The sequence below is a fragment of the Allopusillimonas ginsengisoli genome (genome assembly GCF_004153455.1).
Classification (GTDB): Bacteria; Pseudomonadota; Gammaproteobacteria; order Burkholderiales; family Burkholderiaceae_B; genus Allopusillimonas; species Allopusillimonas ginsengisoli.
Genome location: NZ_SDQE01000002.1, coordinates 320,004 through 343,881, shown reverse-complemented (window position 1 = coordinate 343,881; position 23,878 = coordinate 320,004). Strand labels below are relative to the sequence as shown.

General features: G+C 56.4%; 24 protein-coding genes and 1 pseudogene. 18 read left to right on the top strand and 7 right to left on the bottom strand.

Annotation, left to right across the window (positions count from 1 at the left end; genetic code table 11):
- Nucleotides 1-29: 29 nt before the first annotated feature.
- From ERE07_RS06565 to ERE07_RS06505, 13 genes are all read left to right on the top strand, one after another.
- A complete protein-coding gene (locus ERE07_RS06565; protein WP_130008012.1) occupies nucleotides 30-701 on the top strand; it encodes a 4-carboxy-4-hydroxy-2-oxoadipate aldolase/oxaloacetate decarboxylase in 672 nt (223 codons plus the stop codon).
- A 41-nt stretch (nucleotides 702-742) separates the two neighbouring features.
- The gene (locus ERE07_RS06560) at nucleotides 743-1,141 is read left to right on the top strand and encodes a carboxymuconolactone decarboxylase family protein (protein WP_130008011.1); all 399 of its coding nucleotides are present in this window, start codon (nucleotides 743-745) and stop codon (nucleotides 1,139-1,141) included.
- A gap of 29 nt (nucleotides 1,142-1,170) precedes the next feature.
- On the top strand, nucleotides 1,171-2,172 hold the full coding sequence (locus ERE07_RS06555) for a Bug family tripartite tricarboxylate transporter substrate binding protein (protein ID WP_130008010.1): 1,002 nt from the start codon (nucleotides 1,171-1,173) through the stop codon (nucleotides 2,170-2,172).
- 21 nt (nucleotides 2,173-2,193) lie between these two features.
- The gene (locus tag ERE07_RS06550; RefSeq protein ID WP_130008009.1) at nucleotides 2,194-3,168 is read left to right on the top strand and encodes a Bug family tripartite tricarboxylate transporter substrate binding protein; all 975 of its coding nucleotides are present in this window, start codon (nucleotides 2,194-2,196) and stop codon (nucleotides 3,166-3,168) included.
- A gap of 4 nt (nucleotides 3,169-3,172) precedes the next feature.
- A complete protein-coding gene (locus ERE07_RS06545; protein ID WP_130008008.1) occupies nucleotides 3,173-3,958 on the top strand; it encodes an RraA family protein in 786 nt (261 codons plus the stop codon).
- Nucleotides 3,959-3,963: 5 nt separating this feature from the next.
- Nucleotides 3,964-4,839 (top strand): NAD(P)-dependent oxidoreductase, encoded by an 876-nt coding sequence (locus ERE07_RS06540; RefSeq protein ID WP_130008007.1) that lies wholly within the window; start codon nucleotides 3,964-3,966, stop codon nucleotides 4,837-4,839.
- A gap of 74 nt (nucleotides 4,840-4,913) precedes the next feature.
- A complete protein-coding gene (locus ERE07_RS06535; protein ID WP_130008006.1) occupies nucleotides 4,914-5,912 on the top strand; it encodes a zinc-dependent alcohol dehydrogenase family protein in 999 nt (332 codons plus the stop codon).
- On the top strand, nucleotides 5,899-6,801 hold the full coding sequence (locus ERE07_RS06530) for a LysR family transcriptional regulator (protein WP_130008005.1): 903 nt from the start codon (nucleotides 5,899-5,901) through the stop codon (nucleotides 6,799-6,801). The genes ERE07_RS06535 and ERE07_RS06530 overlap by 14 nt, the downstream gene beginning before the upstream one ends.
- Before the next feature lie 45 nt (nucleotides 6,802-6,846).
- Nucleotides 6,847-7,530 carry an RraA family protein gene (locus ERE07_RS06525; protein WP_130008004.1) on the top strand — a complete coding sequence of 228 codons (684 nt, stop codon included), beginning with the start codon at nucleotides 6,847-6,849 and terminating at the stop codon, nucleotides 7,528-7,530.
- A 405-nt stretch (nucleotides 7,531-7,935) separates the two neighbouring features.
- Nucleotides 7,936-8,835 (top strand): amino acid ABC transporter substrate-binding protein, encoded by a 900-nt coding sequence (locus ERE07_RS06520; RefSeq protein WP_130008003.1) that lies wholly within the window; start codon nucleotides 7,936-7,938, stop codon nucleotides 8,833-8,835.
- Between the two features lie 19 nt (nucleotides 8,836-8,854).
- Nucleotides 8,855-9,613 (top strand): amino acid ABC transporter permease, encoded by a 759-nt coding sequence (locus tag ERE07_RS06515; protein ID WP_130008002.1) that lies wholly within the window; start codon nucleotides 8,855-8,857, stop codon nucleotides 9,611-9,613.
- Complete coding sequence (locus ERE07_RS06510; RefSeq protein ID WP_130008001.1) at nucleotides 9,610-10,299, top strand: amino acid ABC transporter permease; 690 nt, start codon at nucleotides 9,610-9,612, stop codon at nucleotides 10,297-10,299. The genes ERE07_RS06515 and ERE07_RS06510 overlap by 4 nt, the downstream gene beginning before the upstream one ends.
- Before the next feature lie 27 nt (nucleotides 10,300-10,326).
- Entirely contained in the window at nucleotides 10,327-11,061 is a 735-nt protein-coding gene (locus ERE07_RS06505; protein WP_130008000.1) for an amino acid ABC transporter ATP-binding protein, read from the top strand.
- Nucleotides 11,062-11,127: 66 nt separating this feature from the next.
- Here the strand turns inward: ERE07_RS06505 and mdeB are convergent, their stop codons facing one another.
- Nucleotides 11,128-13,809, bottom strand: a complete 2,682-nt coding sequence (mdeB, locus tag ERE07_RS06500) for an alpha-ketoglutarate dehydrogenase (protein ID WP_167670780.1) — start codon at nucleotides 13,807-13,809, stop codon at nucleotides 11,128-11,130.
- Between the two features lie 141 nt (nucleotides 13,810-13,950).
- Here mdeB and ERE07_RS06495 point away from each other — a divergent pair, with 141 nt between their 5' ends.
- Nucleotides 13,951-14,412 (top strand): Lrp/AsnC family transcriptional regulator, encoded by a 462-nt coding sequence (locus ERE07_RS06495; RefSeq protein WP_130007998.1) that lies wholly within the window; start codon nucleotides 13,951-13,953, stop codon nucleotides 14,410-14,412.
- A gap of 123 nt (nucleotides 14,413-14,535) precedes the next feature.
- Here ERE07_RS06495 and ERE07_RS06490 read toward each other — a convergent pair whose 3' ends face one another.
- Together ERE07_RS06490 and ERE07_RS06485 are read right to left on the bottom strand one after the other, a co-directional pair.
- Nucleotides 14,536-15,585 (bottom strand): metal-dependent hydrolase, encoded by a 1,050-nt coding sequence (locus tag ERE07_RS06490; RefSeq protein WP_130007997.1) that lies wholly within the window; start codon nucleotides 15,583-15,585, stop codon nucleotides 14,536-14,538.
- Nucleotides 15,586-15,598: 13 nt separating this feature from the next.
- Nucleotides 15,599-15,943, bottom strand: coding sequence for an I78 family peptidase inhibitor (locus ERE07_RS06485; RefSeq protein WP_130007996.1), 345 nt, complete (start codon nucleotides 15,941-15,943; stop codon nucleotides 15,599-15,601).
- Between the two features lie 102 nt (nucleotides 15,944-16,045).
- Here ERE07_RS06485 and trhO point away from each other — a divergent pair, with 102 nt between their 5' ends.
- The gene (gene trhO / locus ERE07_RS06480) at nucleotides 16,046-17,026 is read left to right on the top strand and encodes an oxygen-dependent tRNA uridine(34) hydroxylase TrhO (RefSeq protein WP_130007995.1); all 981 of its coding nucleotides are present in this window, start codon (nucleotides 16,046-16,048) and stop codon (nucleotides 17,024-17,026) included.
- 5 nt (nucleotides 17,027-17,031) lie between these two features.
- A complete protein-coding gene (locus tag ERE07_RS06475; protein ID WP_130007994.1) occupies nucleotides 17,032-17,769 on the top strand; it encodes a glutathione S-transferase in 738 nt (245 codons plus the stop codon).
- A 958-nt stretch (nucleotides 17,770-18,727) separates the two neighbouring features.
- Here the strand turns inward: ERE07_RS06475 and ERE07_RS06470 are convergent.
- The 4 genes and pseudogenes from ERE07_RS06470 to gloB form a co-directional block, all read right to left on the bottom strand.
- Nucleotides 18,728-18,918 (bottom strand): annotated as a pseudogene (locus ERE07_RS06470) (IS256 family transposase); the annotation flags it as partial.
- A gap of 492 nt (nucleotides 18,919-19,410) precedes the next feature.
- Nucleotides 19,411-20,193 carry an enoyl-ACP reductase FabI gene (fabI, locus tag ERE07_RS06465; RefSeq protein WP_130007993.1) on the bottom strand — a complete coding sequence of 261 codons (783 nt, stop codon included), beginning with the start codon at nucleotides 20,191-20,193 and terminating at the stop codon, nucleotides 19,411-19,413.
- Between the two features lie 49 nt (nucleotides 20,194-20,242).
- Nucleotides 20,243-21,625, bottom strand: coding sequence for a transglycosylase SLT domain-containing protein (locus ERE07_RS06460; protein WP_130007992.1), 1,383 nt, complete (start codon nucleotides 21,623-21,625; stop codon nucleotides 20,243-20,245).
- Nucleotides 21,626-21,635: 10 nt separating this feature from the next.
- Nucleotides 21,636-22,433, bottom strand: a complete 798-nt coding sequence (gene gloB, locus ERE07_RS06455; RefSeq protein ID WP_130007991.1) for a hydroxyacylglutathione hydrolase — start codon at nucleotides 22,431-22,433, stop codon at nucleotides 21,636-21,638.
- Nucleotides 22,434-22,447: 14 nt separating this feature from the next.
- Between gloB and ERE07_RS06450 the strand changes: the two genes are divergently transcribed.
- Together ERE07_RS06450 and rnhA are read left to right on the top strand one after the other, a co-directional pair.
- On the top strand, nucleotides 22,448-23,224 hold the full coding sequence (locus ERE07_RS06450; RefSeq protein WP_130007990.1) for a class I SAM-dependent methyltransferase: 777 nt from the start codon (nucleotides 22,448-22,450) through the stop codon (nucleotides 23,222-23,224).
- A complete protein-coding gene (rnhA, locus tag ERE07_RS06445; RefSeq protein WP_130007989.1) occupies nucleotides 23,215-23,685 on the top strand; it encodes a ribonuclease HI in 471 nt (156 codons plus the stop codon). The genes ERE07_RS06450 and rnhA overlap by 10 nt, the downstream gene beginning before the upstream one ends.
- Nucleotides 23,686-23,878: the final 193 nt, after the last annotated feature.

Below are 23,878 nucleotides of genomic sequence, written 5' to 3'. Positions count from 1 at the left end.
ATTACCAATTATTAGTCAAGGAGACTGAGATGCCAGTAGCACAAGCAGAACGAGGCGCACCTGCGCAAGATATCACCATGTATGAGGGAGTGACCGCAGCGACGGCACACGAAGGTATGGGCAGGCGAGGGGCAATGGATTCCGCCATAAAGCCCATAAGGCAGGGCATGACGATATTGGGCCGAGCCTATACCTGTCAATGCCATCCTGGCGATAACCTCACTCTGCACGCCGCTTTGAAACTTGCTCAGCCGGGTGATGTCATTGTCTGCGATGCGGGCGGATTCACAGAGCAGGGCCTGTTTGGAGATGTGATGGCGAGTTGCGCGGTGGGACGTCAAATCGTTGGTCTTGTCGTGGACGGTGGCGTACGGGATTCTTCGACGATCCATAAAATTGGCTTCCCGGTTTTCTCGCGCTCAATCAGTGTGAAGGGCACGGTCAAGGAAACATTTGGAACATTGAACCAGCCTGTTGCCGTGGGTGGCGTGACTGTGCATCCAGGAGACCTGATCATTGGTGATGATGATGGCGTCGTGGTGGTCCCTAAAGACGAAATCGAGTCTTTGGCGGAGATTTGCAAAACGCGTGAAGAGAAAGAAGTACGTTTTCGCGAAGCACTTATCACCGGAAAGACTACATGGGACATGTTGAACCTGGATGCATTGGTGAAAGCCAAGGGAATCCGGCTTGATATTTGATTGCACTGGCAGGGTTTGATTTTCAGTAAAAGGAGAGAATCATGGCGATGACGTCCCCCATCGAATATGAACACGCGTCCCCTCAGGTGCGGCAGGTATTTGATGACATTATGCAAACCAGAAAAATAGATAAGCTCAACAATTTTTGGAAGTATCTGGCTAACGATCCCAAAACGCTGGCCCGTACATGGTCAAGCATCAAGGAAATAATGGCCCCGGACGGAGCGTTGAGCCCTGCGGTTAAAGAAATCATCTATCTGGCAGTGAGTGTCTCAAACAATTGCCCTTATTGCGTGGCAAGCCATACTGCCGCCGCATACAAGGCGGGCATGACTGATGAGATGTTCGCCGAGATGATGGCAATTGTCGGTATGGCCAATGAGACAAACCGTCTGGTGGCAGGCTATCGCGTTCCCATTGATGAGGCGTACCAACCTTGAACGCGATCGCTTCATATTCTGGAGACAACATGAATACCTTGTCACGTCGGCAAATCCTCTCGATGATGCTCGCCTTCGGAATGGCTCCATCTTTTGCGACGGCCGCTGGAAAGTATCCGGTGCGTCCATTAAGGCTGATAATCCCATTCGCTGCAGGAGGCGGGCAGGATATCTTCATGAGGCATGCCGGCCCCATTTTAAACAAGCACCTGGGGGAAACAGTAATTCTGGAGAACAGGGCGGGGGCTTCCGGAATCGTAGGAGCGTCACATGTGAAGAATGCTGCCCCCGACGGCTATACGTTATTGCTGGGCACGGCAGCGACCCATGGCATGGATCAGGCGTTGGCAGAAAGTATGCCGTACGACGCGGAGAAGGACTTCGTGCCAGTGTGCCAGATTGCCAACGTGCCTTTGGTACTTGTGACTAATGCAAAGCTTCCAGTGGATAGCCTGGAAGAGTTCATCGCGTTGCTCAAGCAGCATCCGGGCAAGTATGCCTATGCGTCATCTGGTATAGGCGGGCCTTTGCATCTGGCTGGTGAACTATTCAAGAAGGTGGCGCAGGTTGACGCGTTGCACGTCCCTTACAAAGGCTCCGGGCCCGCGATGGTCGACCTTGTTGCCGGGCGAACCAGTTTTATGTTCGATACCTTCGCTGCGACCAATGCGCATGTGGCCGACGGCACGCTTAAGATATTCGGCGTAGCAAGTGCAGAGCGCTTTTCCGGTGCGACGGATCTGCCGACACTTAAGGAGCAGGGTTACGACGTCCAGGCCAACTCTTGGAGTGCGATTTTTTCTCCGGCAGGAACCCCGGATTCGGTAGTTGCCGCTTTGCTCAAGGCCTTCCAGGCGACTGTTCGTGATCCAGAGCTGGCCCGCAAGATGCTTGATATCGGATTTGAACCGGTCGTCGATTCTAATCCTGAGTCGCTTGGCAGGTTTGTGAGTGCAGAATTAAAGAAGTGGGCAGATGTAGTAGAAGCCGCCGGTTTGAAAAAAGTCAAAGTGGCCGGTCCCGTTAGGTAATCGTGAGGGAGGAGACCCATCATGAAAAAATGGATGACGCGATTGTGCATTCCGGTGTTTGGCTTGTCTATGCTGGTATCGGCCGGAGCGCAGTCGGCTCAGTGGCCACAAAGTACTGTGAAGCTGGTCGTGCCGTTTCCGCCCGGCAGTAGCAACGATTCGTTTGCGCGCATATTGTCTCAGGCGCTTCAGGAAAAGACTGGGCAGACATTCATCGTCGAAAATCGACCTGGAGCCAGTGGTAGCATCGGTATACGTGAAGTGGCTCAGGCAAAGCCTGATGGACACACCGTACTCGTTGTATCGAATAGCATGGTCACTAATCTTACACTGCCGAACCAAGTTAATTATGACGTTTTTCGCGATTTTGAGCCGGTGAGTATGGCGGCTACTTTGCCGGTTGTGATGGTCGTCAATGGCGGCTTGCCTGTAGCCAATATATCTGAGTTCATTGCGTTGGCCAAAAAGGAACCTGGCACGTTGAAATATGGTTCTTCCGGCACTGGTTCGCCGCACCAGTTGACGGCGGAATTGTTTCAATCACTGACTGGCACGCGTCTTCTGCATGTGCCTTATAAAGGTCAGAATCCTATTTTGATGGACCTGTTGGCGGGTCGGATTGATGTTGCTTTTCTAACATTGGGACCTTCTCTTCAGTACATTGAAGCAAAGAAACTGACGAGTATGGGAATGCTGGGCGAAGAACGTACCGAACTGGCTCCGGATATTCCAACCCTTGAAGAAAATGGCGTAAAAGGGCTGGATATGGGTTGGTGGCTCGGGGTATTTTTGCCCAAAGGTACAAATCCGGAAATTGTGGATGCCTTGGGTCAGGATATTGTACGCCTGAGTAACGACGATGCTTTCAAGAAGAAACTGAAACAAGTAAGCATTGGTGCCGTAGGTAGTACACCCGCAGAATTCAGGAGTGCGTTGAAACGCGAGATTGAAACATGGAAGAAGGTGGCAAAGGCTGCTGGGATCAAGGAGCAATAGTGATATGAAGGCCACGCAAGAAACAGCAAATGAGTTGGCGGAGTATGCGGATAAATTGCTTGGTTTGATTTCGCCAGAAAAAATCCGCAAAGTGAAGATTGAGCGCGTGGACCCCGCCCTCATCAAGCGCTACGAAGCATTGGAAGACGTTACTTCTACTGTGGCCGATATTTTGGATGAACTTGGGATTGACAGCGCCATTCCGGGGCATGAAATCTGCTCCCGGTCTGGCGGGAAAATGGTGGGAAGCGCCGTTACTGTGCGTTATGTACCGGCCCGGATTGCGAGTGGATTCAATATTGCTCACCAGCAGCCCAGTGCAGCCTTGGGTGGCAGCGATATTGTTACGTTGAGCCAAGCAGGCGATGTCCTGGTCATTGAAAGTAATTGTGATCAGGCCGTGTCTAGCTTTGGCGGCATCATGGCAACGAGCGTTGCGGCCGCTGGTTTGGCTGGCCTGGTCGTGGAGGGCAATGTGCGGGACGTCGCCAATATGCGTAAGCTGGGTCTGCGCGTATGGTCCCGCGGCATTACGCCGCGTACCGGCAAGCATCGGCTTGAGCTCGCCGATTTCAACGGCGCTGTGCACATTGCGGGTGTGCAGATTCGTCCGGGTGACCTTATCCTCGCAGATGACGATGGGATCGTGGTGGTACCCATAGCGCTCGCAGAGACAGTCATCAATCGCGCCGAAGCGGCTGCGTCCTCAGAAGGACTGCTTATCGATGCCATCGCCCGTGGAGACTCCCCCAGTGATGTGGTCAAGATCGTTCCTTCCCACAAGTGGTAGCAAACATGACAACGGCATCAGATATTTGTGTTGCATTCATTGGATTGGGCCAGTTGGGATTTTCGCTGGCAAAAGGGATTGCTGGAAGAGGCGATGCGAGAGTAGTGGGTATCGATCCTTATCTCTCTTTGGATCGAAAAGAGGCGGCTCAGAAGGCAGGAATCGATTTACAAGACGCAGATTCGGGCTTGGGCGATGCCGCCTTTGTTTTTTCGACAGTTCAGCCTCAGCACTCCCTGGCGGCGGCGGAATTGGCTTGCACGCGGATTCAGACCTCTGCGGTATTCCTTGATCTGAATTCAATGGGCCGCGATGAAAAAATACGCAACAGTGAAGTGCTTGTCGCCGCGCAACGTCATTTTATTGATGGTGCGGTATTAGGGCCCGCGCAGGATGGCATAAGGGTGCCCATCGTGCTCTCAGGTATAGACGCAGATCGCATATCTCAACAGATCAACGCCCTAGGATTGAATACGCGCTGTGTAGGTGACTCGCCCGGCCAAGCATCCGCCATCAAGATTGTGCGCAGCGTTCTGGCAAAGGGGCTGGAAGCATTATACGTAGAAGCGCTAGTCGCAGCGCAGCGTTTTGATATACGGGATGAAGTGCTGAATTCCTTTTGTCAGATGCTGGATGCGCGTCCTGCGAAGGAGATGGCGGAGCTGCTGGTAACCACTCATGTAGTGCACGCCGAACGGCGATTGCACGAGATTGGCATGTCGGCGTCGGCGATCGCCTCTGCGGGGATTGAGCCTAGCATGGCGAGAGCGGCATGTGATGTTTTTCGGCGCAGCGTCGAGGCAGGGGTGCCTGCGGCTGCCGCTAATGTTGTGCCGACTTCGTTAGAGGCTGCGCTGGATATACTGGCGCGACGCCTGTAAGTACACAAGGTTAGTGTCGAACGATCGCGCCCGTTATATAAATTTGCTAGTTATCAAAATCGGAGGTACTCGACATGCAAGCTCTCATGCTGAAGCAGCACGGTAACGTTGATCAGTTTGAGCTTCAGGATATACCAATGCCTGAAATCAAGCGTGGATATGTGTTGATTAAGGTTGCTGCGACATCCGTCAACCAGGTTGATATCAAGATTAGAAATGGATTGCCGATTTCGCCGGCGCTGCCTGGGCCCATAGGCTGCGATGCGGCAGGAACTATCACGAAAATTGGCGAGGGTGTTACCGGATTTGAAGTAGGTGATGCGGTTTATGGCTGTGTTGCCGGTGTGAAGGGTATGGGTGGTGCATTGGCCGAGTATGTGTTGGCAGATGCGCAGCTTATCGCAAAAAAGCCGGTAAATCTTTCAATGAGAGAGGCTGCCGCTATGCCTCTGGTTGCCATTACTGCTTGGGAGGCTATAGAGCGCGCTCATGTGAAAAAGGGTGAGGCGGTACTGGTGCACGGCGGCATGGGTGGCGTTGGGCACATTGCCGCCCAGCTGGCAGTGCAGCGTGGTGCACGGGTGTTCGTGACGGTGTCGCGTCATCGCGATGACGCGTTGCTGCGCAGTTTTGGCATTGATGGCATTATCGATGCAGGCAAGGAAAGCGTAGAGGATTACGTCGAAAAGTATACGGAAGGTCGTGGTTTTGACGTCGTCATCGACACAGTAGGGGGCGAGAATCTCGACAGGTCGCTACAAGCTGCGGGATTGAATGGACGGGTCAGTGCTATTGCCGCGCGTAGTACCCACGACTTGTCCCCTATGCACGCGAAAGCACTGACGCTGAATGTTATTTTTATGCTGATACCCATGCTGCACGACAAAAACAGGGAGCAACATGGAGAGATATTGGCGAGGATTGCCAGGCTTGTCGAGGCCGGCGGGTTAAAGCCGATTGTCGATCAGACAGAATTCACCCTGCAAACTGCGCCACAGGCACATTCACATTTGGAGTCGGGTCAGGCGCACGGCAAGGTTGTTATCTCGGTCTCATCAGATGCCAACCTTTAAGCAGATCGAGGCGGTCTATTGGGTGCATACGCTAGGCGGCTTCTCGGCGGCGGCAGAGAAACTGCACGCAACGCAATCAACTATCTCAAAACGGATCATTGATCTGGAGGACTTCCTCGGTATCGACATCTTTGATCGTCAGAATCGAACCAGGTTGACGGTCGAAGGCCGTAGCTTGTTGGATGCTTTTACCCGCATGCTGGATATTCGCCAGGACGTGGTGGCACGCACGCAGGACCCTGGCTCGTATTCCGGGTTCTTCAGGCTGGGGGTGACCGAAATGGTGGCACTTACCTGGTTGCCCGACCTGATTGCGTTGATCAAAAAAGACTATCCGAAGATGATCCTCGAATCCAGGGTCGACATGGCCCGCACGCTTTGTCAGCAGATCGCTTCCAATGAGCTGGATTTCGTCATCTCTCCCTTAATGGAGGATATGGATTCCCATATTGCGACGAGCTTTCTTAGCACGCTTGAACTCACCTGGGCGATACGTAGTGAGCTGCTGGTGTCACCCCGAAAAATCTATTCGATGGCAGAGATCGCGAGCTTCCCATTGCTATCGCATTCTGATGGCTCAATGCTCCACAAGACATTAAAGGACTCTTTCCTGACAGGTGGCGCAGCGCCTAAGGACAAATTGTTTTGCGGCAGCATGATCGCGATGGCTGAGTTGGCGCGTGCCGGTTTGGGTGTGGCATACCTGCCTAAGGCTTACTTTTCGGCCTATTTCTGCAGACGGGGGCTACGCGCTATCAAAACGGACTTCCCTATGCCGAAGATGGATTATTACGCTATTTATCGTGCCGACAAGATCAGCGACAGAATCGCGCAGCTCGCTTCTGCGAGTTGCAATTTTAGCCACAAGCGCCAAGTGTTGGCGCCCTGACATCGTGTGCCCGGTTGTCAGGAATACCGCCTTAGGAGAGAGACAATGACCACGCAGAAAACTTCAGACGACAGTGTACTTGTTGCGTTGAGAGGATTGTCTTCGTCGGTGTTGTCGGACGCGATGTTCGGCCTTGGACTCGATGATACGACACTGGATCCTTCCATTCGCCTATTGGCGGGTGAAACCATACTTGGACGCGCCATCACTATTGGACGCATTCCAATGCCGCCCAATGCGACGCAGGAATCGCTAGATGCGTCGATGACGCTCGCGATTCAAGAGGTGATTGATAGCGCTGGAAAAGACTCTATTCTGGTCACTGCCGTTCAGGGCATTGCCTCTCACGCGAACTGGGGTGGCAACCAAGCCCTGCGCGCCAGCAAAGTTGGCATTCTGGGCATAGTGACAGATGGCGCCATACGTGATCTGAATGAAATGCAAGGTTATGGCATGACGGTATTTGCAAAATGCACTTCACCAAGGGCTGGCCAGCATCGTTTTGCCACTACCGTTAAAAACGGTCCGGTGGTCTGTGGCGGGGTGCTGATCAAGCCTGGCGATATCATCGCGGGGGACGCTGATGGTGTACTCTTGATTCCAGAGCACGCGGCCGAAGAGATAGCGCTCAAGGCCCGGCTTTTAATCGAGAGCGAGGAAAAAATGCAGACCTATATGAAAGGCGGGGGCTCGCTGACAGACGCCGTTAAGCGGTTCAAAATACGTTAAAAAAACAATCCTCCTCAGCCGCATGGCGTGCTTGTAATAGTCATAGTAATAAGAAGAAGGTCATGATTTATTGACTCCCGATACAGAATCATCTTCAATGTAGTGGTAAGTTATGCAAAAAAAGCATAGGAATTGAACAATTTGGTATTGGGCAAAGTGCATCGCTGTGGGTACGATGAAAATCCGCAGATTACGCTTGTTCGCGCAAGCAATGGTAGCGATCCCGAGTATGGGATGAGTGCGCGCGCGCTGCAGTGTGCTCCGGAAATAGTATGGCAGGCCTGATGGCGTGGTTACGCGCAGGTCACTTCAAAAAGAACGAAAACGTGGTGTTTACAGAGGGCGACGGTGCTGTCGGCCAGTGCGAATACCGGCAGATTTTCTGAATTACAAGGAGACAAGGCCATGAAGACATCCACCATTGCAATATTGACGGTGTTTGCCGTCTTGGCGGGTTCGCCGGCTTATGCCGACGGCCGGCTGGACAAGATCAAATCCACGGGTGAAATCGCATTGGGACACCGCGACTCGTCGATTCCCTTTTCATATCTGGACGATAAGCAGCAGCCGATCGGCTATTCCATGGATATTTGCCATGAGATTGTCAAGGCTGTTGAAGAGAAGCTGGGCATGGACAGCATCAAGGTAAAGCTGGTGCCCGTGACATCGTCCACACGCATACCGTTGCTGGCAAACGGCACGGTAGATTTGAATTGCGGCTCGTCAACCAATACTAAAGAACGCCAGGCGCAGGTAGCATTTGCGCCTACGACATTTGTGACCGCAACGCGCTTTGTGGCAAAGAAGTCATCCAACATCAATAATCTTGAGGACCTGAAGGGCAAGACCGTGGTTTCCACGGCGGGCACCAGCAATATTCGCTGGGCTACCGGGGCCAACGATAAAGAAAAGCTTGGCATGAACATCATTCCCGCCAAAGATCATGCCGAGGCGCTGCTGACGGTCAATAATGGCCGTGCCGCTGCCTTCTTCATGGACGATATCCTGCTTGCCGGGCTGGTGGCGACATCGCGCGACCCTGACTCATGGGTGATCAGCAAGGACGCATATACCATTGAGCCCTACGCCATTATGGAACCCAAGAATGATCCTGAGTTCAAGAAGCTGGTGGATGACACAATTATTGCCATGATGAAGGATGGGCGCCTCGACACCTTGTATAAAAAATGGTTCGAATCGCCAGTGCCTCCCAAGAATGTCAATCTGAACTGGCCGATGAGCGAACAGCTGAAAAAGGCAATCGCCAACCCGACTGATTCACCGGATCCGGACGATTACCGCTGATTCGTAGCGCAGGCCAGCTATGAATTACAACTGGAACTGGCACGTACTGCTCGAGTCAGCACCAGGCGGCGAAACCTATCTCCAGACCCTGCTGAGCGGGCTGGTCTGGACGATAGGTACCGCAGTGCTGTCGTGGGTGCTGGCGCTGAGCATGGGCACGCTGATTGGTGTCGCCCGCACGACCCGTGTGCCCTGGCTGCGGCGGGTGGGTACCGCCTATGTGGAGCTTCTGCGCAATATTCCTTTGCTGGTGCAGATGTTTCTGTGGTATTTCGTGATGCCCGAGCTGGTGCCCAAAGCGCTGGGCGACGCCATCAAGCAGGTCCCGCCGCCCTGGGGGATATTCATTCCTGCCGTGCTGTGCCTGGGTTTTTATACCTCCTCCCGCATCGCTGAACAGGTACGGGCAGGCATTGACTCTCTGCCCCCGGGCCAGCGCATGGCCGCCACAGCACTCGGGCTGAAACCTTGGGAGGTCTATCGGCATGTGCTGTTGCCTACCGCGTTTCGCATCATCCTTCCGCCTCTTTCGTCAGAGTTGCTCAATCTGATCAAGAACACATCGGTGGCATTCACGATTGGCCTGTTCGAGTTGGTCGGCGCCGCGCGATCCGTACAGGAGTTCAGTTTCCAGGTGTTTGAGACATTCGCGGTGGCGACGCTGTTCTATCTGATACTGAACCTGGTGGTCGTGCGCGGAATGTTGCTGCTTGAGCGGCGCCTGGCGGTGCCCGGATTCATCGGGCCAGCGGTCGCAACAAAAGTGGGGCCGCTATGAACGGATTCGATTTTGATGTGATCGCGCGTTCCTGGGTGTATCTGTTTCGCGACGGCATGACATTCACGCTCAAGTTGACGGCGCTGTCGACATTGGGTGGCCTGTTTCTGGGAACGCTGCTGGCGCTGTGCCGCGTGGCAGGCCTGAAGCCACTGTCCACCATTGCAGGCCTGTATGTCAATCTGCTGCGGGCCTTGCCGCTGATTCTGGTGATCTTCTGGTTCTATTTCCTGGTGCCTTATATTGGCGCATGGGTAACCGGTTCGGATAGGCCGGTCGCTGTCGGCGGTTTTACGTCCGCGTTGATTACGTTCACATTGTTTGAGGCGGCGTACTTCTGCGAAATCATGCGCGCGGGTATCCAGTCGGTGCCGCGTGGTCAGGTTGCAGCTGGCTATGCGCTTGGGTTCACTTATTGGCAGGTGATGCGCAACGTGGTGCTGCCGCAGGCTTTTCGCAACATGACACCTGTGCTGCTCACGCAAGTGATCGTGTTGTTCCAGGATACATCGCTGGTGTATGTATTGTCTCTGACGGATTTTCTGGGCGCAGCGGTCAAGGTTGCCCAGCGAGACGGCAGGTTGATAGAAATGTATATGTTCGTCGCCGTGGTGTACTTCATAATCAGCTATGCTGCATCTTTGCTCGTGCGCTATCTGCGGCGACATACTGAAATTGCACGTTAGGCTGGGCCATATCCCGCAGGAGACCGAATGATAGAGATCAAGCAAGTCAGCAAATGGTATGGGCAAACTCAAGTGCTGGATGATTGCAGCACAGAGGTTGCCAGCGGTGAAGTGGTCGTTGTCTGTGGCCCTTCCGGTTCAGGCAAGTCTACGCTGATCAAGACGGTGAATGGACTGGAGCCTTTCCAGAAAGGCGAGATATTCGTGGATGGTATTTCTGTCGGCGCAAAGTCCACCAACCTGCCCAAGCTGCGCGCGCGTATTGGCATGGTGTTCCAAAGCTTCGAGCTTTTTCCGCATCTGACCGTCATGCAGAATCTGATGCTGGCCCAGGAAAAAGTATTGGATCGCAGCGCCGACGACGCCAGAGCGCGTGCCATTACGCTGCTTGATCGAGTTGGTCTTTCCGCGCATCAGGATAAGTTTCCCGGTCAGTTGTCAGGCGGGCAGCAACAGCGCGTAGCCATTGCCCGGGCGCTGGCAATGGATCCGGTGGCCATGTTGTTCGATGAGCCTACCTCTGCGCTCGATCCCGAGATGGTGACCGAAGTACTGGATGTCATGGTCGATCTTGCCAAGGAGGGCATGACCATGATGGTGGTTACGCACGAGATGGGGTTTGCCCGTAAAGTGGCTGACCGCGTGGTGTTCATGGATATGGGGAAAATCGTCGAAGACTGTAGCAACGAAGAGTTTTTTGGCAATCTCACGGCGCGGTCCGAACGCGCTCAACTGTTCCTTTCCAAGATCCTCCCGCACTGAGTGGGCTGGCTCGCCTGGACCGTCGCGGCAAGCGGGGGGTGTTCCGCTTGCCTTGCGCGCCCGCCGCTATCCCCGCGCTGGCTGATTCTGATCGAGCAGCCGGCCAGCAACATCCACGATATTCTGTGCATCCACGCCAAAGAACCGCCGCAGCTCGCTTCGGGTGTCGCTGCGTCCAAAACCGTCGGTTCCCAACGTCACGTAGCGTCGGTCCGACGGCAGATAGGCGCGCACCGATTCAGGGACCAGACGGACATAATCCGTGGCGGCGATGATGGGGCCAGAGCAGCCCTCGAGCAGTTGCGCAAGATAAGGCTGCTCGGCGGGTTCCCCGCGCAGGGTTTGTTCTTCGCTTCGCCGGCCGTTCCGCGCAAGCTCGCTCCAGCTGGTAACGCTCACAACGTCACTGGCAATGCCGTGCTGTGCCAGTTCTTCGGCGGCCTTGATCACTTCACCCAGAATGGCGCCGGATCCCATCAATGTGACACGTAACTTGGCACCGTGCTGGTCGATGGCGGCTGGCCGCTCGTCTGCCTTGTGCCCCGCCATCACGTCAAATCTGGCATGAACATAAGCGCCTTGCAGAACTTGCTTGTGTACAGCTTCGGGCAGGGCAGGCTGAGCATAGTTTTCGTTCATCACCGTGATGTAGTAGAAAACATCGCGCTGTTCCTCCACCATCTCGCGCATGCCATGGTCAATAATCACGGCCAGTTCGCCGGCGAAGGCTGGATCGTAGGCCTTGCAGTTGGGTATGGTGGCCGCAGACAGATGGCTGCTGCCGTCCTGATGCTGCAGGCCTTCTCCCCCCAGCGTTGTGCGTCCCGAGGTCGCGCCAATCAGGAAGCCACGCGGCCGCTGGTCGGCGGCGGCCCAGATCAGGTCGCCCACGCGCTGAAAACCAAACATGGAGTAATACACATAGAAGGGCAGCATGGTGGTGCCGTGTACGCTATAGCTGGTCGCCGCCGCCACCCAGCTGGAGATGGCGCCGGCCTCGCTGATGCCTTCTTCCAGGATCTGACCATCGAGTGCTTCACGGTAGGTCAGCATCGAGCCGATGTCTTCGGGCTCGTAACGTTGCCCAACGCTGGAGTAGATACCTACTTGTTTAAACAGGTTGGCCATGCCGAACGTGCGAGCCTCGTCGGCGACGATGGGTACTATGCGCTGTCCAAGCTGTTTGTCGCGCAGCAGGGTGCCGAGCATGCGCACAAATGCCATGGTGGTGGACATTGCGCGGCCATCCGACTCGGTCGCAAAGCGCGCATAGCTGGCAAGTTCGGGAACGGGAACAGGTGCGGCATCGGTGCGCCGCGCGGGAAGATAGCCCCCGAGCGCCTTGCGGCGGGCATGAAGATAGCGCAGCTCAGCGCTGTCTTCATCAGGTTTGTAAAAACCAACCTGACGCACTTGCTCATCGTCCAGCGGTAGTGCGAACCGATCACGAAAACCGATCAGATCCTGTTCTTCAAATTTTTTGTGCGAGTGCGTGGTCATGCGGCCCTGGCCCGCGCTGCCCATGCCAAAGCCTTTCTTCGTATGAGCCAGGATGACTGTCGGCTGGCCGGTATGGCGGGCCGCCAGCGCATACGCGGCATAGATTTTGACCAGATCGTGGCCGCCTCGGCGCAGCTGGTCGATCTGCTCATCGGTCAGACCTTGCACCAGGCGGGTCAGCGCCTCGTTCTGGCCAAAAAAATGTTCTCGATTGTATTGACCGTCCTTGGCAGCAAAGGTCTGCATCTGGCCATCGACAGTCTGCGAGAGCGCGTGCACCAGCGATCCGCTCAGGTCGCGGGCAAACAGGCCATCCCAGTCGCTGCCCCACAGCAGCTTGACCACATTCCAGCCCGCGCCGGTGAACAGTTTTTCGAGTTCGGTGATGATGCAGCCGTTGCCGCGTACTGGCCCATCCAATCGTTGCAGATTACAGTTCACGACCCAAACGAGGTTGTCCAGGCCTTCACGTGCTGCCAGCGTGAGTGCGCTCATGGATTCCGGTTCATCCATCTCGCCATCGCCAAAGACGCCCCATACTTTACGGCCAGTGCAGTCCAGCAGTTGGCGATGGGTCAGATAGCGCATGAAGCGGGCATGATAGATGGAGCTGATGGGGCCTATCCCCATGGAGCCCGTAGGGAACTGCCAGAAGTCGGGCATCAAATAAGGATGCGGGTAGCTGGACAGGCCTCGCGCGCCATTGCGGGGGCCGCGCAGTTCCTGGCGATAGTGGGCGAGATCATTTTCATCGAGGCGACCTTCCAGGTAGGCGCGCGCGTACACCCCTGGCGCGCTGTGCGGCTGAAAGAACACCAGATCGCCCCGGTGCCCGGTTTCGTCATTGCGGCCATGAAAAAAGTGGTTGAATCCAACCTCGAACAGATCTGCAGCGCTGGCGTAACTGGCAATATGGCCGCCGAGCTCACCATAGGCAGCGTTGGCGCGAACCACCATGGCCAGGGCGTTCCAGCGCATCATGGCGCCCAGGCGTTGTTCGATGTTGAGATCGCCTGGGAAATCCGGCTGCTGATCTGCGGCGACGGTGTTGACATGGGCGGTTTGCCCTGTAGGGCGCCAACCCACTTGAGCGTCTCGTGCCAGTCGCTGCAGTTCTTCCAGCAAAAACACGGCACGCTGCGGCCCACTGGCATCAAGCAGCGACAAAAATGCATCGCGCCACTCAACGGTTTCTTCGGGATCGATATCGATGGCGGGGCTATCGTGGCCACTGGTATTCATCAGCATGGCAGGCACCTGACTCAGGAGATTCATCAAAAAGGGGTATTCATCATTCTGCATTCAAGTCAGACGAATGTGCTTTCGAATTTGCGGAGCCTGGCGGTGGTTTTCAGCATAAAATGCTTTAAAACGCCTGCTGGGGGACATATGAAGCTTGATGCTACCGATTTGCGCATACTCGAAGAACTGCAGCGCGACGCTTCGCTCAGCAATGTCGAGCTGGCCCGGCGCATTCATCTGTCGCCGTCTCCCTGTCTGGCCAGAGTCAAAGCGCTTGAGGCCGCCAATGTTATCCGGCGCTATGTGGCGCTGGTCGATCCGCCGGCATTGGGGCTGGGGCTGAATGTGTTTATTTCCATCAGTCTCAAGTCGCAGGACAAGCAGGCTCTGGCGGATTTCGAGCGCCGTATTTCGGAACACGATGAGGTCATGGAGTGCTATCTCATGACGGGCAATGCCGATTATTTGATACGTGTTGCTGTCACTGATATTGGCGCACTTGAGCATTTCATTCTCGAGCATCTGACATCCATACCCGATATCGACAAGATACGCTCCAGTTTTGCGCTCAAGCAGGTTTCCTACAAGACGGCGCTGCCTTTGAGCTAGCGTTGGTGTACCGCGCGACGATATTGCCTAAGGCTGGCGTGCGTGCTCCATGTGGTGGTGCATGCGGCCCCCGTGGCATCAACGCAGGCGGCCCATCGGGGCCGCGCAGTCCTCGCGCTGAGACTATTGTCCCGGCGTGCTGGCCTGCATCAGGGATTCCCACTGCGCCAGCGGCACCGCTGGCGTCTGCTGCCAGATGCGTCGGGTTATCAGACCAAGCTCTTCGATGCCGCGATTGCGTGGCCAATACGTGGGCGTGATGGGGTGCCAGGTGTTATCTTGCTGGTTGCGCTCGGCCACCACAAAGCGGAAGGAATAAAAGCCGGTGGCCAAGCCCATGCGAAGATCGGTGACAACAAGCTTGTCATCGATTTCGTCGTAGCGCAGCCAGTTGCCAGTAAACCATTTCAGCCCGTTCAGCGATGGCAGGTTGCGTGCGAGTTCTGAATTGAGTGGCAGGCGTATCTGTTCAGGCGGCTTGCGGTCCAGAATGCTCGAGATGACTTCGATGTAGTGATCGTCGTCCGTACGGGCAGCGATTCGCCATAGCAGAATGTTGAAGGGCCCGGGCGAGGAAAACATGGCCTGCACCTGGATGCCCTCTTGCGCCAGCGTGCGTTGCACGCGGGCTTCGATGACGGCCTTGGCGCCAACTGACAGAGCAAGATACAACACACACCATGCCAGTGCCCAGCTTAAGGCTTTCCAGGTGCGAGGACGGTCGCCCACGATCGCTGCGGCTATCACAGTGCAAAACAGCGGCACAGTGAAAAAGGGATCGATGATGAAAATGCTGGACCAACTGGTAGGGATAGGGCGCAGCGGCCACCATAGCTGGGTGCCATAAGAGGTGAAGGCGTCCAGCAGCGCGTGCGTGCACAGCACTAACCAGAGCGTAAGAAAAAGGCGGCCTGCGCCATAGCCGGCGGACGGTCGCCATCGCCGGTATAGCCACGTGATCAGCAGCGCCAGTGCCGACAGCACAAACAGCGAGTGCGAAAACCCACGGTGATTGATCATGCCCGAAATCGGGTCGCCATGATCAATGAATACATCGAGGTCGGGAAGTGTGGCCAACAGGGCGCCGGCCGCGAGCGCCTTGCGGCCATGGAAGCGGCCGAGCAGGGCGCCTTGTATGCCGGCGCCGAGTACGGCCTGCGTGAGAGAATCCATGCGCCCCTTTACATTAACTGCAGTTGACGCTGGTGACGATATCCTGCTCGTCTACGCGAAGATTCAATCGCTGCGGGTTGTATTCCATCGTGATGACGTCATTGGGGCGCAGGGCGCGAGCCATCTTGGCATGTGCCTGCTTGCGCGACGTTTCGACCAGGTCGGGGCTGACTTTCTGCCCCACCGCATTTTCGGCCAGATCTGAATTGCAGGTATTCTGGTTGGATGAAGTGTCGGTCGTGGCGCTTTGGGTGTCGCCGGCGCCGGTATCCGCGCCGGAGATATCGGGTGCGTGGCTGGCGCAGCCCGCCATGAGGGCCAGGGCCGCCAAAGTTCCGGTAATAGATTTCCAGAGCATGGTTGGTTCCTTTCAATGGAAGAAAGCGGCTTCCATCATACTGGAAACAGCGCTGTGGCCGATAACGGTAAAATTAGGTGTCCACCTTGGTATTTCATATTTATGTCTAGATTTCTCGTTGCCGCACTGTATAAATTCGTCGAGATCGCAGATTATTGCGAACTCCAGGCCCCGTTGTTCGCGTTCTGCGAGGCGCGTGGCATCAAGGGCACACTATTGCTTGCGCGCGAAGGTATCAACGGCACGATTGCCGGGCCAGCGCCAGCGTTACGCGAGGTTTTGGCTTATCTGCGCGAAGATCCGCGCCTGGCGGGGCTGGAGCACAAGGAGTCCTGGGCGGAAACCATGCCGTTCTACCGCATGAAGGTCAAACTCAAGCGCGAAATCGTGACCATGGGCGTGCCCGATATCAAACCCACCACCATGGCAGGTGCTTACGTACCGCCCGAAGAATGGAATGCACTGATTGATGATCCGAATGTGGTGGTGGTCGATGTGCGCAACGATTATGAAGTGTCCATAGGTACCTTCCGGGGCGCGGTCAACCCACACACAACAAGCTTTTCGGAGTTTCCGCAGTGGGTGCAGGCGCAGTCCTCGGAAGGCGGGGTGTTGGCAAAAGGCGCGCGCGTGGCCATGTTCTGCACTGGAGGAATACGCTGCGAAAAATCGACGGCGTACCTGCGATCGAAGGGCTTTGACGAGGTTTATCATCTACAGGGCGGCATTCTTAAATACCTGGAAACGGTGCCGGCCGAGCAAAGCCTCTGGGATGGCCAATGTTTTGTGTTCGATGAGCGGGTTTCCGTGGGGCATGGACTGGAGCCGGGCGATTATGCGCTGTGCCGTGCCTGCCGCCTGCCGCTCAGTGCGGCGGATAAGGCCTCATCGCTGTACGTTGAGGGGGTCAGCTGTCCGCACTGCCACGATAAACATACACTCGAGCAAAAGCAGCGCTTTATGGAGCGCCAGAAGCAGGTTGAGCTTGCACGCCAGCGCAAGCAGCGCCATATTGGGGTTCGCTTCGAAAAGCCCGAAAAAGCGCCACAAGATAAAGCCTCTGCGGCGCAAGCTGCCGACTGATGGTGATGGCACCAGATTCCGGCCGCGATGGCGCAGCAAGCCATGATCCGTTGACCAGGCAGGATGTGCCGATTCTGTACTCTTTCCGGCGCTGCCCCTACGCAATGCGTGCACGCCTTGCCATCGTCGCCAGCAGGCAGCGCTGCGTCGTTCGAGAAGTGGTGCTGCGCGACAAGCCACCTGCGCTATTACAGGCCTCTCCCAAGGGCACTGTACCTGTTCTGGTCTTGCCCGAGGCAAGGGGAGAGCGCATTATTGACGAAAGCCTGGACATCATGCGCTGGGCGCTTTCCTGTGATGATCCGCATCACTGGCTCCACCCAGAGAGGGGCGATTTGCGCAGCATGCTGGCGCTCATTGCACAGTGCGATGGTGCCTTCAAGCGTCAGTTGGATCGTTATAAATACCCTCAGCGCCATGCGGAGTTTGAGGACGACGAGGCGGCCAGCGCTTTTGCCCGGGATCAGCGGGAGCAGGCGGCTGAATGGCTGTCAGCGCTTGATGCGAAACTGGAATCCGGTTTTCTGTTCGGTACGCGCCCCGCACTCGCGGACATGGCCATCCTGCCGTTTATCAGGCAGTATGCTCACGTTGATATGGCATGGTTCGCGGCCCAGCCGTGGCCGCGTTTGCAGGAGTGGCTGGATGCTTGGAAGAGCAGCGATCTTTTCGCTGCGGTCATGCCCAAGTTTCCCCAGTGGCGCGAGGGTGACCCGCCAACGTTTTTTCCGGCGCTGGATTAAAGTGGTGTTGTGGCGGCAAGAGTGCCTCTGGTATTGCTTTTGGCGGCGGGTCTTTTCTTTTGACGGTCGGCCCGTTCCCCACGTTCCTTTCGGCACAAGCTGAGTTGGTTCGGCGCTCATGTGCTGAATACCGCATTGGCGTGTTTGCCTGAGCCTTCGGCGTTCTCTTCGTCTGGGTTCGCTTTGTTCAGGTGTGGATGCGGTTCTTCTCCGGTTTTTTTGACGGTCGGCCCATCTCTTGCCCGCCTTCCGGCACAACTTCGCCGGTTCGGCCCCCTTGCGCTGAACACCGCATTGGCTTGCTTGTTCGGGGCTTTCGACCCTCTCTTCGTGTGGTTCGCCTGTTCAGGTGTGGCTTGGGTTTTTTTGACGGTCGGCCCGTCTCTTGCCCGCCTTCCGGCACAACTTCGCCGGTTCGGCGCCCACGCGCCGAACACCGCATCGGCTCGCTCGTCCGGGCCCTTCGGCCCTCCCTTCGCCTGCGCCTCGCTCGGCTCAGATCGTGCCTGCAGGCGGGCAAGAGACGGTCCGCCCTGCACTGGCTTATTTTGCACCGTCGCTGGGTCGGTCAGGGTGCTTGGCCTTTTTGCGTGATGACCTGTTAATGCCAAAGAGCTCTTGCGCTTGTGATCATGGGCCCCCCTATCAGGGCCCATGATCACGTCGGAGTCGTGGTTGATGAGAGGTTTGTCGGGGGGGGGGGAGCGGTTGAGCTGTGCGTGGCGCGCATGTATTCCGTGCGGGCCGTGTCGGCAATGCTTGTGCCTCTTTCACTGGCTGCGTCTGGCGGAGCTTGCTCCTTCAAGACAGCCATAGGCCGGAGCACAGCATGTCGGACACGCTCCGGGCCGCGCTTTAGGAAGGATTGGGGAGTGTCAGAATATTTGTGTTCAGGCAGTTTAAATAGATCATGATCTGCCTGCTTTTCTTGTGACTGTGGATCCGCGTAGCGATATGTCTGCGTGAATCGATCCTCGTACAGGATAGCAGATTGCTGTATTGCTGCGATCCAATAATGGATGGCGCAGCCCCATTTGATGGTGATGCTTCGGATCGCCAGCCACAGCAGCTTTGGGCAGCCTCATCGGTGGGGAACTGTCCGCGCGTCTTGATGATCTTGCGCAACTGCGCACTGACGCGCTCGATGGCAATTGACATCACTCGCGCGCATGTTTTGTCGGCGTCTCGTGTCACGGACGCGCCAGATAAGAAGTATCGGACGTATCAGCCATCATAGACGGGCAAGCGCCCTCCCTGCCGCGCGGCCCTTTCTCTATGTTGCACCCTTTCTCTGCTCTCTGCTTTTTTGCCCCCTTTCGCAAACCACTTCCCCGACGTGCGTGCCGGCCCTGATAGGGGGGCCGGCACGCACAAGCGCAAGAGCTCTTTGGCACAGACAATCCATCGCGCAAAAAGGCCAAGCACCCTGACCGTGCCAGCGACGTGACGCATCAATTCAATGTAGGTCGGACAGTCCCTTGCCCGCCTGCAGGCACGATCTGAGCCGAGCAAGGCGTAAGCGAAGGGAGGGCCGAAGGGCCCGGACGAGCAAGCCGATGCGGTGTTCGGCGCAGGGGCGCCGAACCGGCGAAGTTGTGCCGGAAGGCGGGCAAGGGACTGTCCGACCGTCAAAAGAACCCGTTACGCCATCCCCGGCACAACCGTAGAAAACCCGCCATCCACATGCGTAATCTCCCCGGTAACCCCCGCGGCAAGATCCGACATCAGGAAAGCAGCAACATTTCCCACATCCTCAATCGTTACATTTCGGCGCAAAGGCGCATGCGACTCCACATACTTGAGAATCGTGGAAAAATCCTTTATGCCGCTGGCCGCCAGCGTCTTGATCGGCCCGGCCGAAATACCATTGGCGCGGATCCCCAGCGGGCCCAGTGCCGACGCCAGATAACGAACGCTCGCCTCTAGCGAGGCCTTCGCCAATCCCATCGTGTTGTAATTGGGAATCGCCTTTTCTGCGCCGAGATACGTAAGCGTCAGCAAACTACTGTTGCGGCCCTTGAGCAGCGGCAGCGCAGCCTTGGCCAGCGCCGGAAAACTGTAGGCCGAAATATCGTGCGCAATACGAAAACCCTCGCGCGACATCCCCTCGAGAAAATCCCCTGCAATCGCCTCGCGCGGCGCAAAACCGATGGAATGCACCAAACCATCCAGCCCGTCCCACCGCGCAGCCAACGCATCCATTGCGCCGTTAATCTGCGCATCGTCAGCGACGTCGCAGGGGATCACGATGTCGCTGCCCAATTGCGCTGCGAACTCGGAAACGCGATCCTTGAAACGGTCGCCGACATAGGTAAAGGCCAGTTCCGCGCCCTGCTGCCGGCAAGCGTTGGCAATGCCATAGGCAATTGAACGGTTGGATATGACCCCGGTGACCAGAATGCGTTTGCCTTCCAGGAAGCCCATATGTTGATCCTTGATAGCTAAAGGGATGGATTATATGAATAAGGCAGCGCTAGCCGCGTATCTGCGTTCCCGGAATACGCAACTGCTTGCCCTTGGAGATACTGTTGCCTTTCAGGTTGTTCAGCTTGCGCAGCTCCGTAACGGATGTCTTGTACCGTTTGGCCAGCGCGTACAGCGTGTCGCCGTTCCTGACCGTATGCGTGCGTACATTAGCCTGGCGCCGAAGAATCTTGACATCTCCCTTGCGGCGGCTTGGCGCGGCAACATCGGGCTGTTCGAGCGATGCCAGGACAATGCCGCCAGTGGGGGCCGACTTGCTGCCTGTGGCAGGTATGAGCAGGGTCTGGGCGAGCGCGCGGCTCTGCTTCCTGCTGATACCGTTGACATTGCGCAGCGTGGCGACACTGATGCCATGGCGCTTGGCAATGGCATCATAGGACTCGCCCTTTTTGCTCTTGTACACCTCCCAGGAACTGAGCCTGCCCTTGTAGGCGGCCAGATTCGCGTTGAAAATGTCGACGCGGTCTGTGGGCAGCAACAACGCGGGATTGTGTGCGGCAAGAATAATGGGCCGATTGAAAGACGCATTCAGCAACTTGAATTCGTCAAGCGGCATTTCTGCCAGCTGCGCAGCCAGTTCGAGGTCGATATCGCTATTTTTCTCGACCACCGCAAAATAGGGCTCGTTGTTCACCTCTGGCAGGGCAATGCCGTATCGGGCGGGATCCGCAATGATATTTTTGATGGCTTGCAGCTTGGGCACATAATTGCGGGTTTCGTCGGGCATCGATAGCGACAGATAGTCTGTCGGATTGCCGGCCATCGCGTTCTTTTCCATAGCGCGCTTGACCGCGCCTTCGCCCCAGTTATAGGACGCCAGCGCCAGATACCAGTCGCCCTGGAAGTCGTACAGATAAGCAAGATAGTCGAGCGCTGCCTGCGTGGAGGCGACGGGATCGCGACGCTCGTCGCGCCACCAGTCCTGCTCCAGATTGAAGTGTCGCCCAGTGCTCGGAATGAACTGCCAGAGGCCCGATGCCTTGGAGCGAGACAGCGCCGTGGGGTTGTAGGCGCTTTCGACGAAAGGCAACAGCGCCAGCTCTGTCGGCAAGCCACGGCGGTTGAGTTCGTCGACAATGTAATACAAATACTTGCCCGCGCGCTCGCTCATACGCTGGACGGCTTCGGGGTGGGAAGCGTAATAGTTGGTCCAGTGATCGGTCAGATCGGTATGAAGATTGGGGATGGCAAAGCCGCGGCGGACGCGGTCCCACATGTCGCGGGGAGGATGGGTAAGGTCTATGGTGCGGGAGGTTTCCGCAGCCGAATACGCCTTGGGGGTGGGGGCGTAAGGGTTCTTGGGTTGTTGTTGCGTGGCGCAACCGGCCAGCGCTGCTACGATAAGCAGGAGGAATAGTCGCAAGCAAGTCATGGGCAGTTCATTAAAAATTGTTCTTCCATTCTCGCAAGCCGGCGAATACATCGATGGAGTTGCTCAGCGCCTCGCCAGCATGACGGGAGGCGGCCTGTACGACGTCTGCTTGCTGGGTTCTGATAAACGGATTGGTGTTAAGTTCTGACTCTATCGTTGACGGCAGGGTTGGCATTCCTTGCGCCCTGAGCTGCGAGGCGCGCTCCCATCTTTGTTGCAGCGCAGTGTTGCCGGGTTCGACCTGTAGCGCCCAACGTAGATTGGACAGCGTGTATTCGTGGGCACAGCAAACCAGGGTCTCAGGCGATAAAGCGCTTAGTTTACCCAGAGAATCCACCATTTGTGCAGGTGTGCCCTCGAAGAGGCGGCCGCAGCCGCCCGCAAAAAGCGTATCTCCACAGAACAGCACAGGAGGAAAACCGTTGAGCTGGCCATGGTAAGCGATATGGCCCGCAGTGTGGCCGGGAACGTCCAGCACCGTGAGCTGCAGGCCAACGCTGGGCAATTGTACCGTATCATTTTCGCTCAAACGATGATCGCACGCGGGCAGGCGTTCGCTGGCGGGCCCGTATACAGTGGCCTGATAGTGCTGCAGCAGCTCCAGCACCCCGCCGACATGATCCCCGTGATGATGAGTGAGTAAAATGGCGTCCAGTGTCAGCCCGCGCGTGCGCAGCATCTCGAGAACAGGCGCTGCCTGGCCGGGATCCACCACCACGGCGTGTTCTCCTTTGCGTATCATCCAGATGTAGTTATCTGTAAATGCGGGGATAGGAAGCAATTCGGTATTTACGTCGGTATTGTTCATGAGCAGGAGTAATAGTGTCTGCAGACCAACCCATTATTCTGGACCTGGCCGAATGGCTGGAAACGCCGCCTGGCAGGTATGTGCGTGGCTGGGAGCAAAAGCAGGTGGACACGATTGTCAGCAATGTGTTTGGGTATCATGCCATACAAGTGGGTCTGCCGCATTGGGATTTGCTACAGGCGAATCGCATCCCCTACAAGGGGCGCACACATATCGAATACCCTCAGGCTGCGGAACTTGGCGCCACGATGGTGATCGAACCCGAAAGCTTGCCGTTCGAATCCCAAAGTATAGACCTGCTGGTTCTTCCGCATGTGCTGGAATGCTCATCGGATCCGCACCAAGTACTGCGCGAGGCAGAACGCGTGCTCATGCCCGAAGGCCGGGTGGTGATTACGGGGTTCAATCCCTGGAGTCTCTGGGGGCTGAGCGACCGGACGCCGGGGCTGGATCCCTTGCTGCCCGTGCCGGCCCATTTGCAGGTTTCGCTGCCCCGTATCAAAGATTGGTTCAAACTTCTGTCATTTGAACTCGATCGTGGTCGCTTCGGGTGCTATCGTCCGGCCTGCAACGATCAGGTGTGGCTGGATCGCTGGGCTTTCATGGACAAGGCAGGAGACCGCTGGTGGCCTGTTTGCGGGGCGGTTTATGTCGTGTCTGCTATAAAGCGGGTGGCGGGTATGAGGCTGGTGGGGCCCAACTGGAAAAAGGCCAAAAAGCGGATGCGACGACAGGCGGTCGTCACGGGGCGTCAGCATGTGGCGCGTGAACGGCAGGAAAAATGGCAATAAATAGCAGTCAGGTAGAAATCTGGACGGATGGCGCCTGCAAGGGCAATCCGGGTGTTGGGGGCTGGGGGGCATTGCTGCGTCAGGGGCGCCACGAAAAAGACCTGTACGGAGGCGAGCTCGCGACGACGAACAACCGCATGGAACTCATGGCGGTCATTCAGGCGCTTCGAGCCCTCAAGCGTCGCTGCGATGTCGTCGTACATACAGACTCTCAGTATGTACAGAAAGGCATGAACGAATGGCTGGTCAACTGGAAGCGTCGCGGGTGGCGCACCGCCGATAAGAAGCCTGTCAAGAACGCCGACCTTTGGCAGGAACTCGATGAACTGGTCGGACAGCATACGGTGACTTGGCGTTGGGTGCGTGGCCATGCAGGTGACCCAGGAAACGAACGGGCCGATGAGCTCGCCAACCTGGGGGTGGCGTTGGTACGGGATGTTTCTCCGAATAAAACCATGTAATGTTTTGATAACTAATGCTAAAGTCACCTCCTGTATCGCGGGGGTGCCCAATTTGTCAGCATATCCATCTCGGGGAACAAATTCCCTGCGCATCCCTTATTTCTACTGTTTGTGTTCTGAGTAGCGTTGTTCATGATGATTTCCGTATTTGTTTTCGGATCGGGCTGTGTTCCGGCCGGCACGCCAAGAGTAG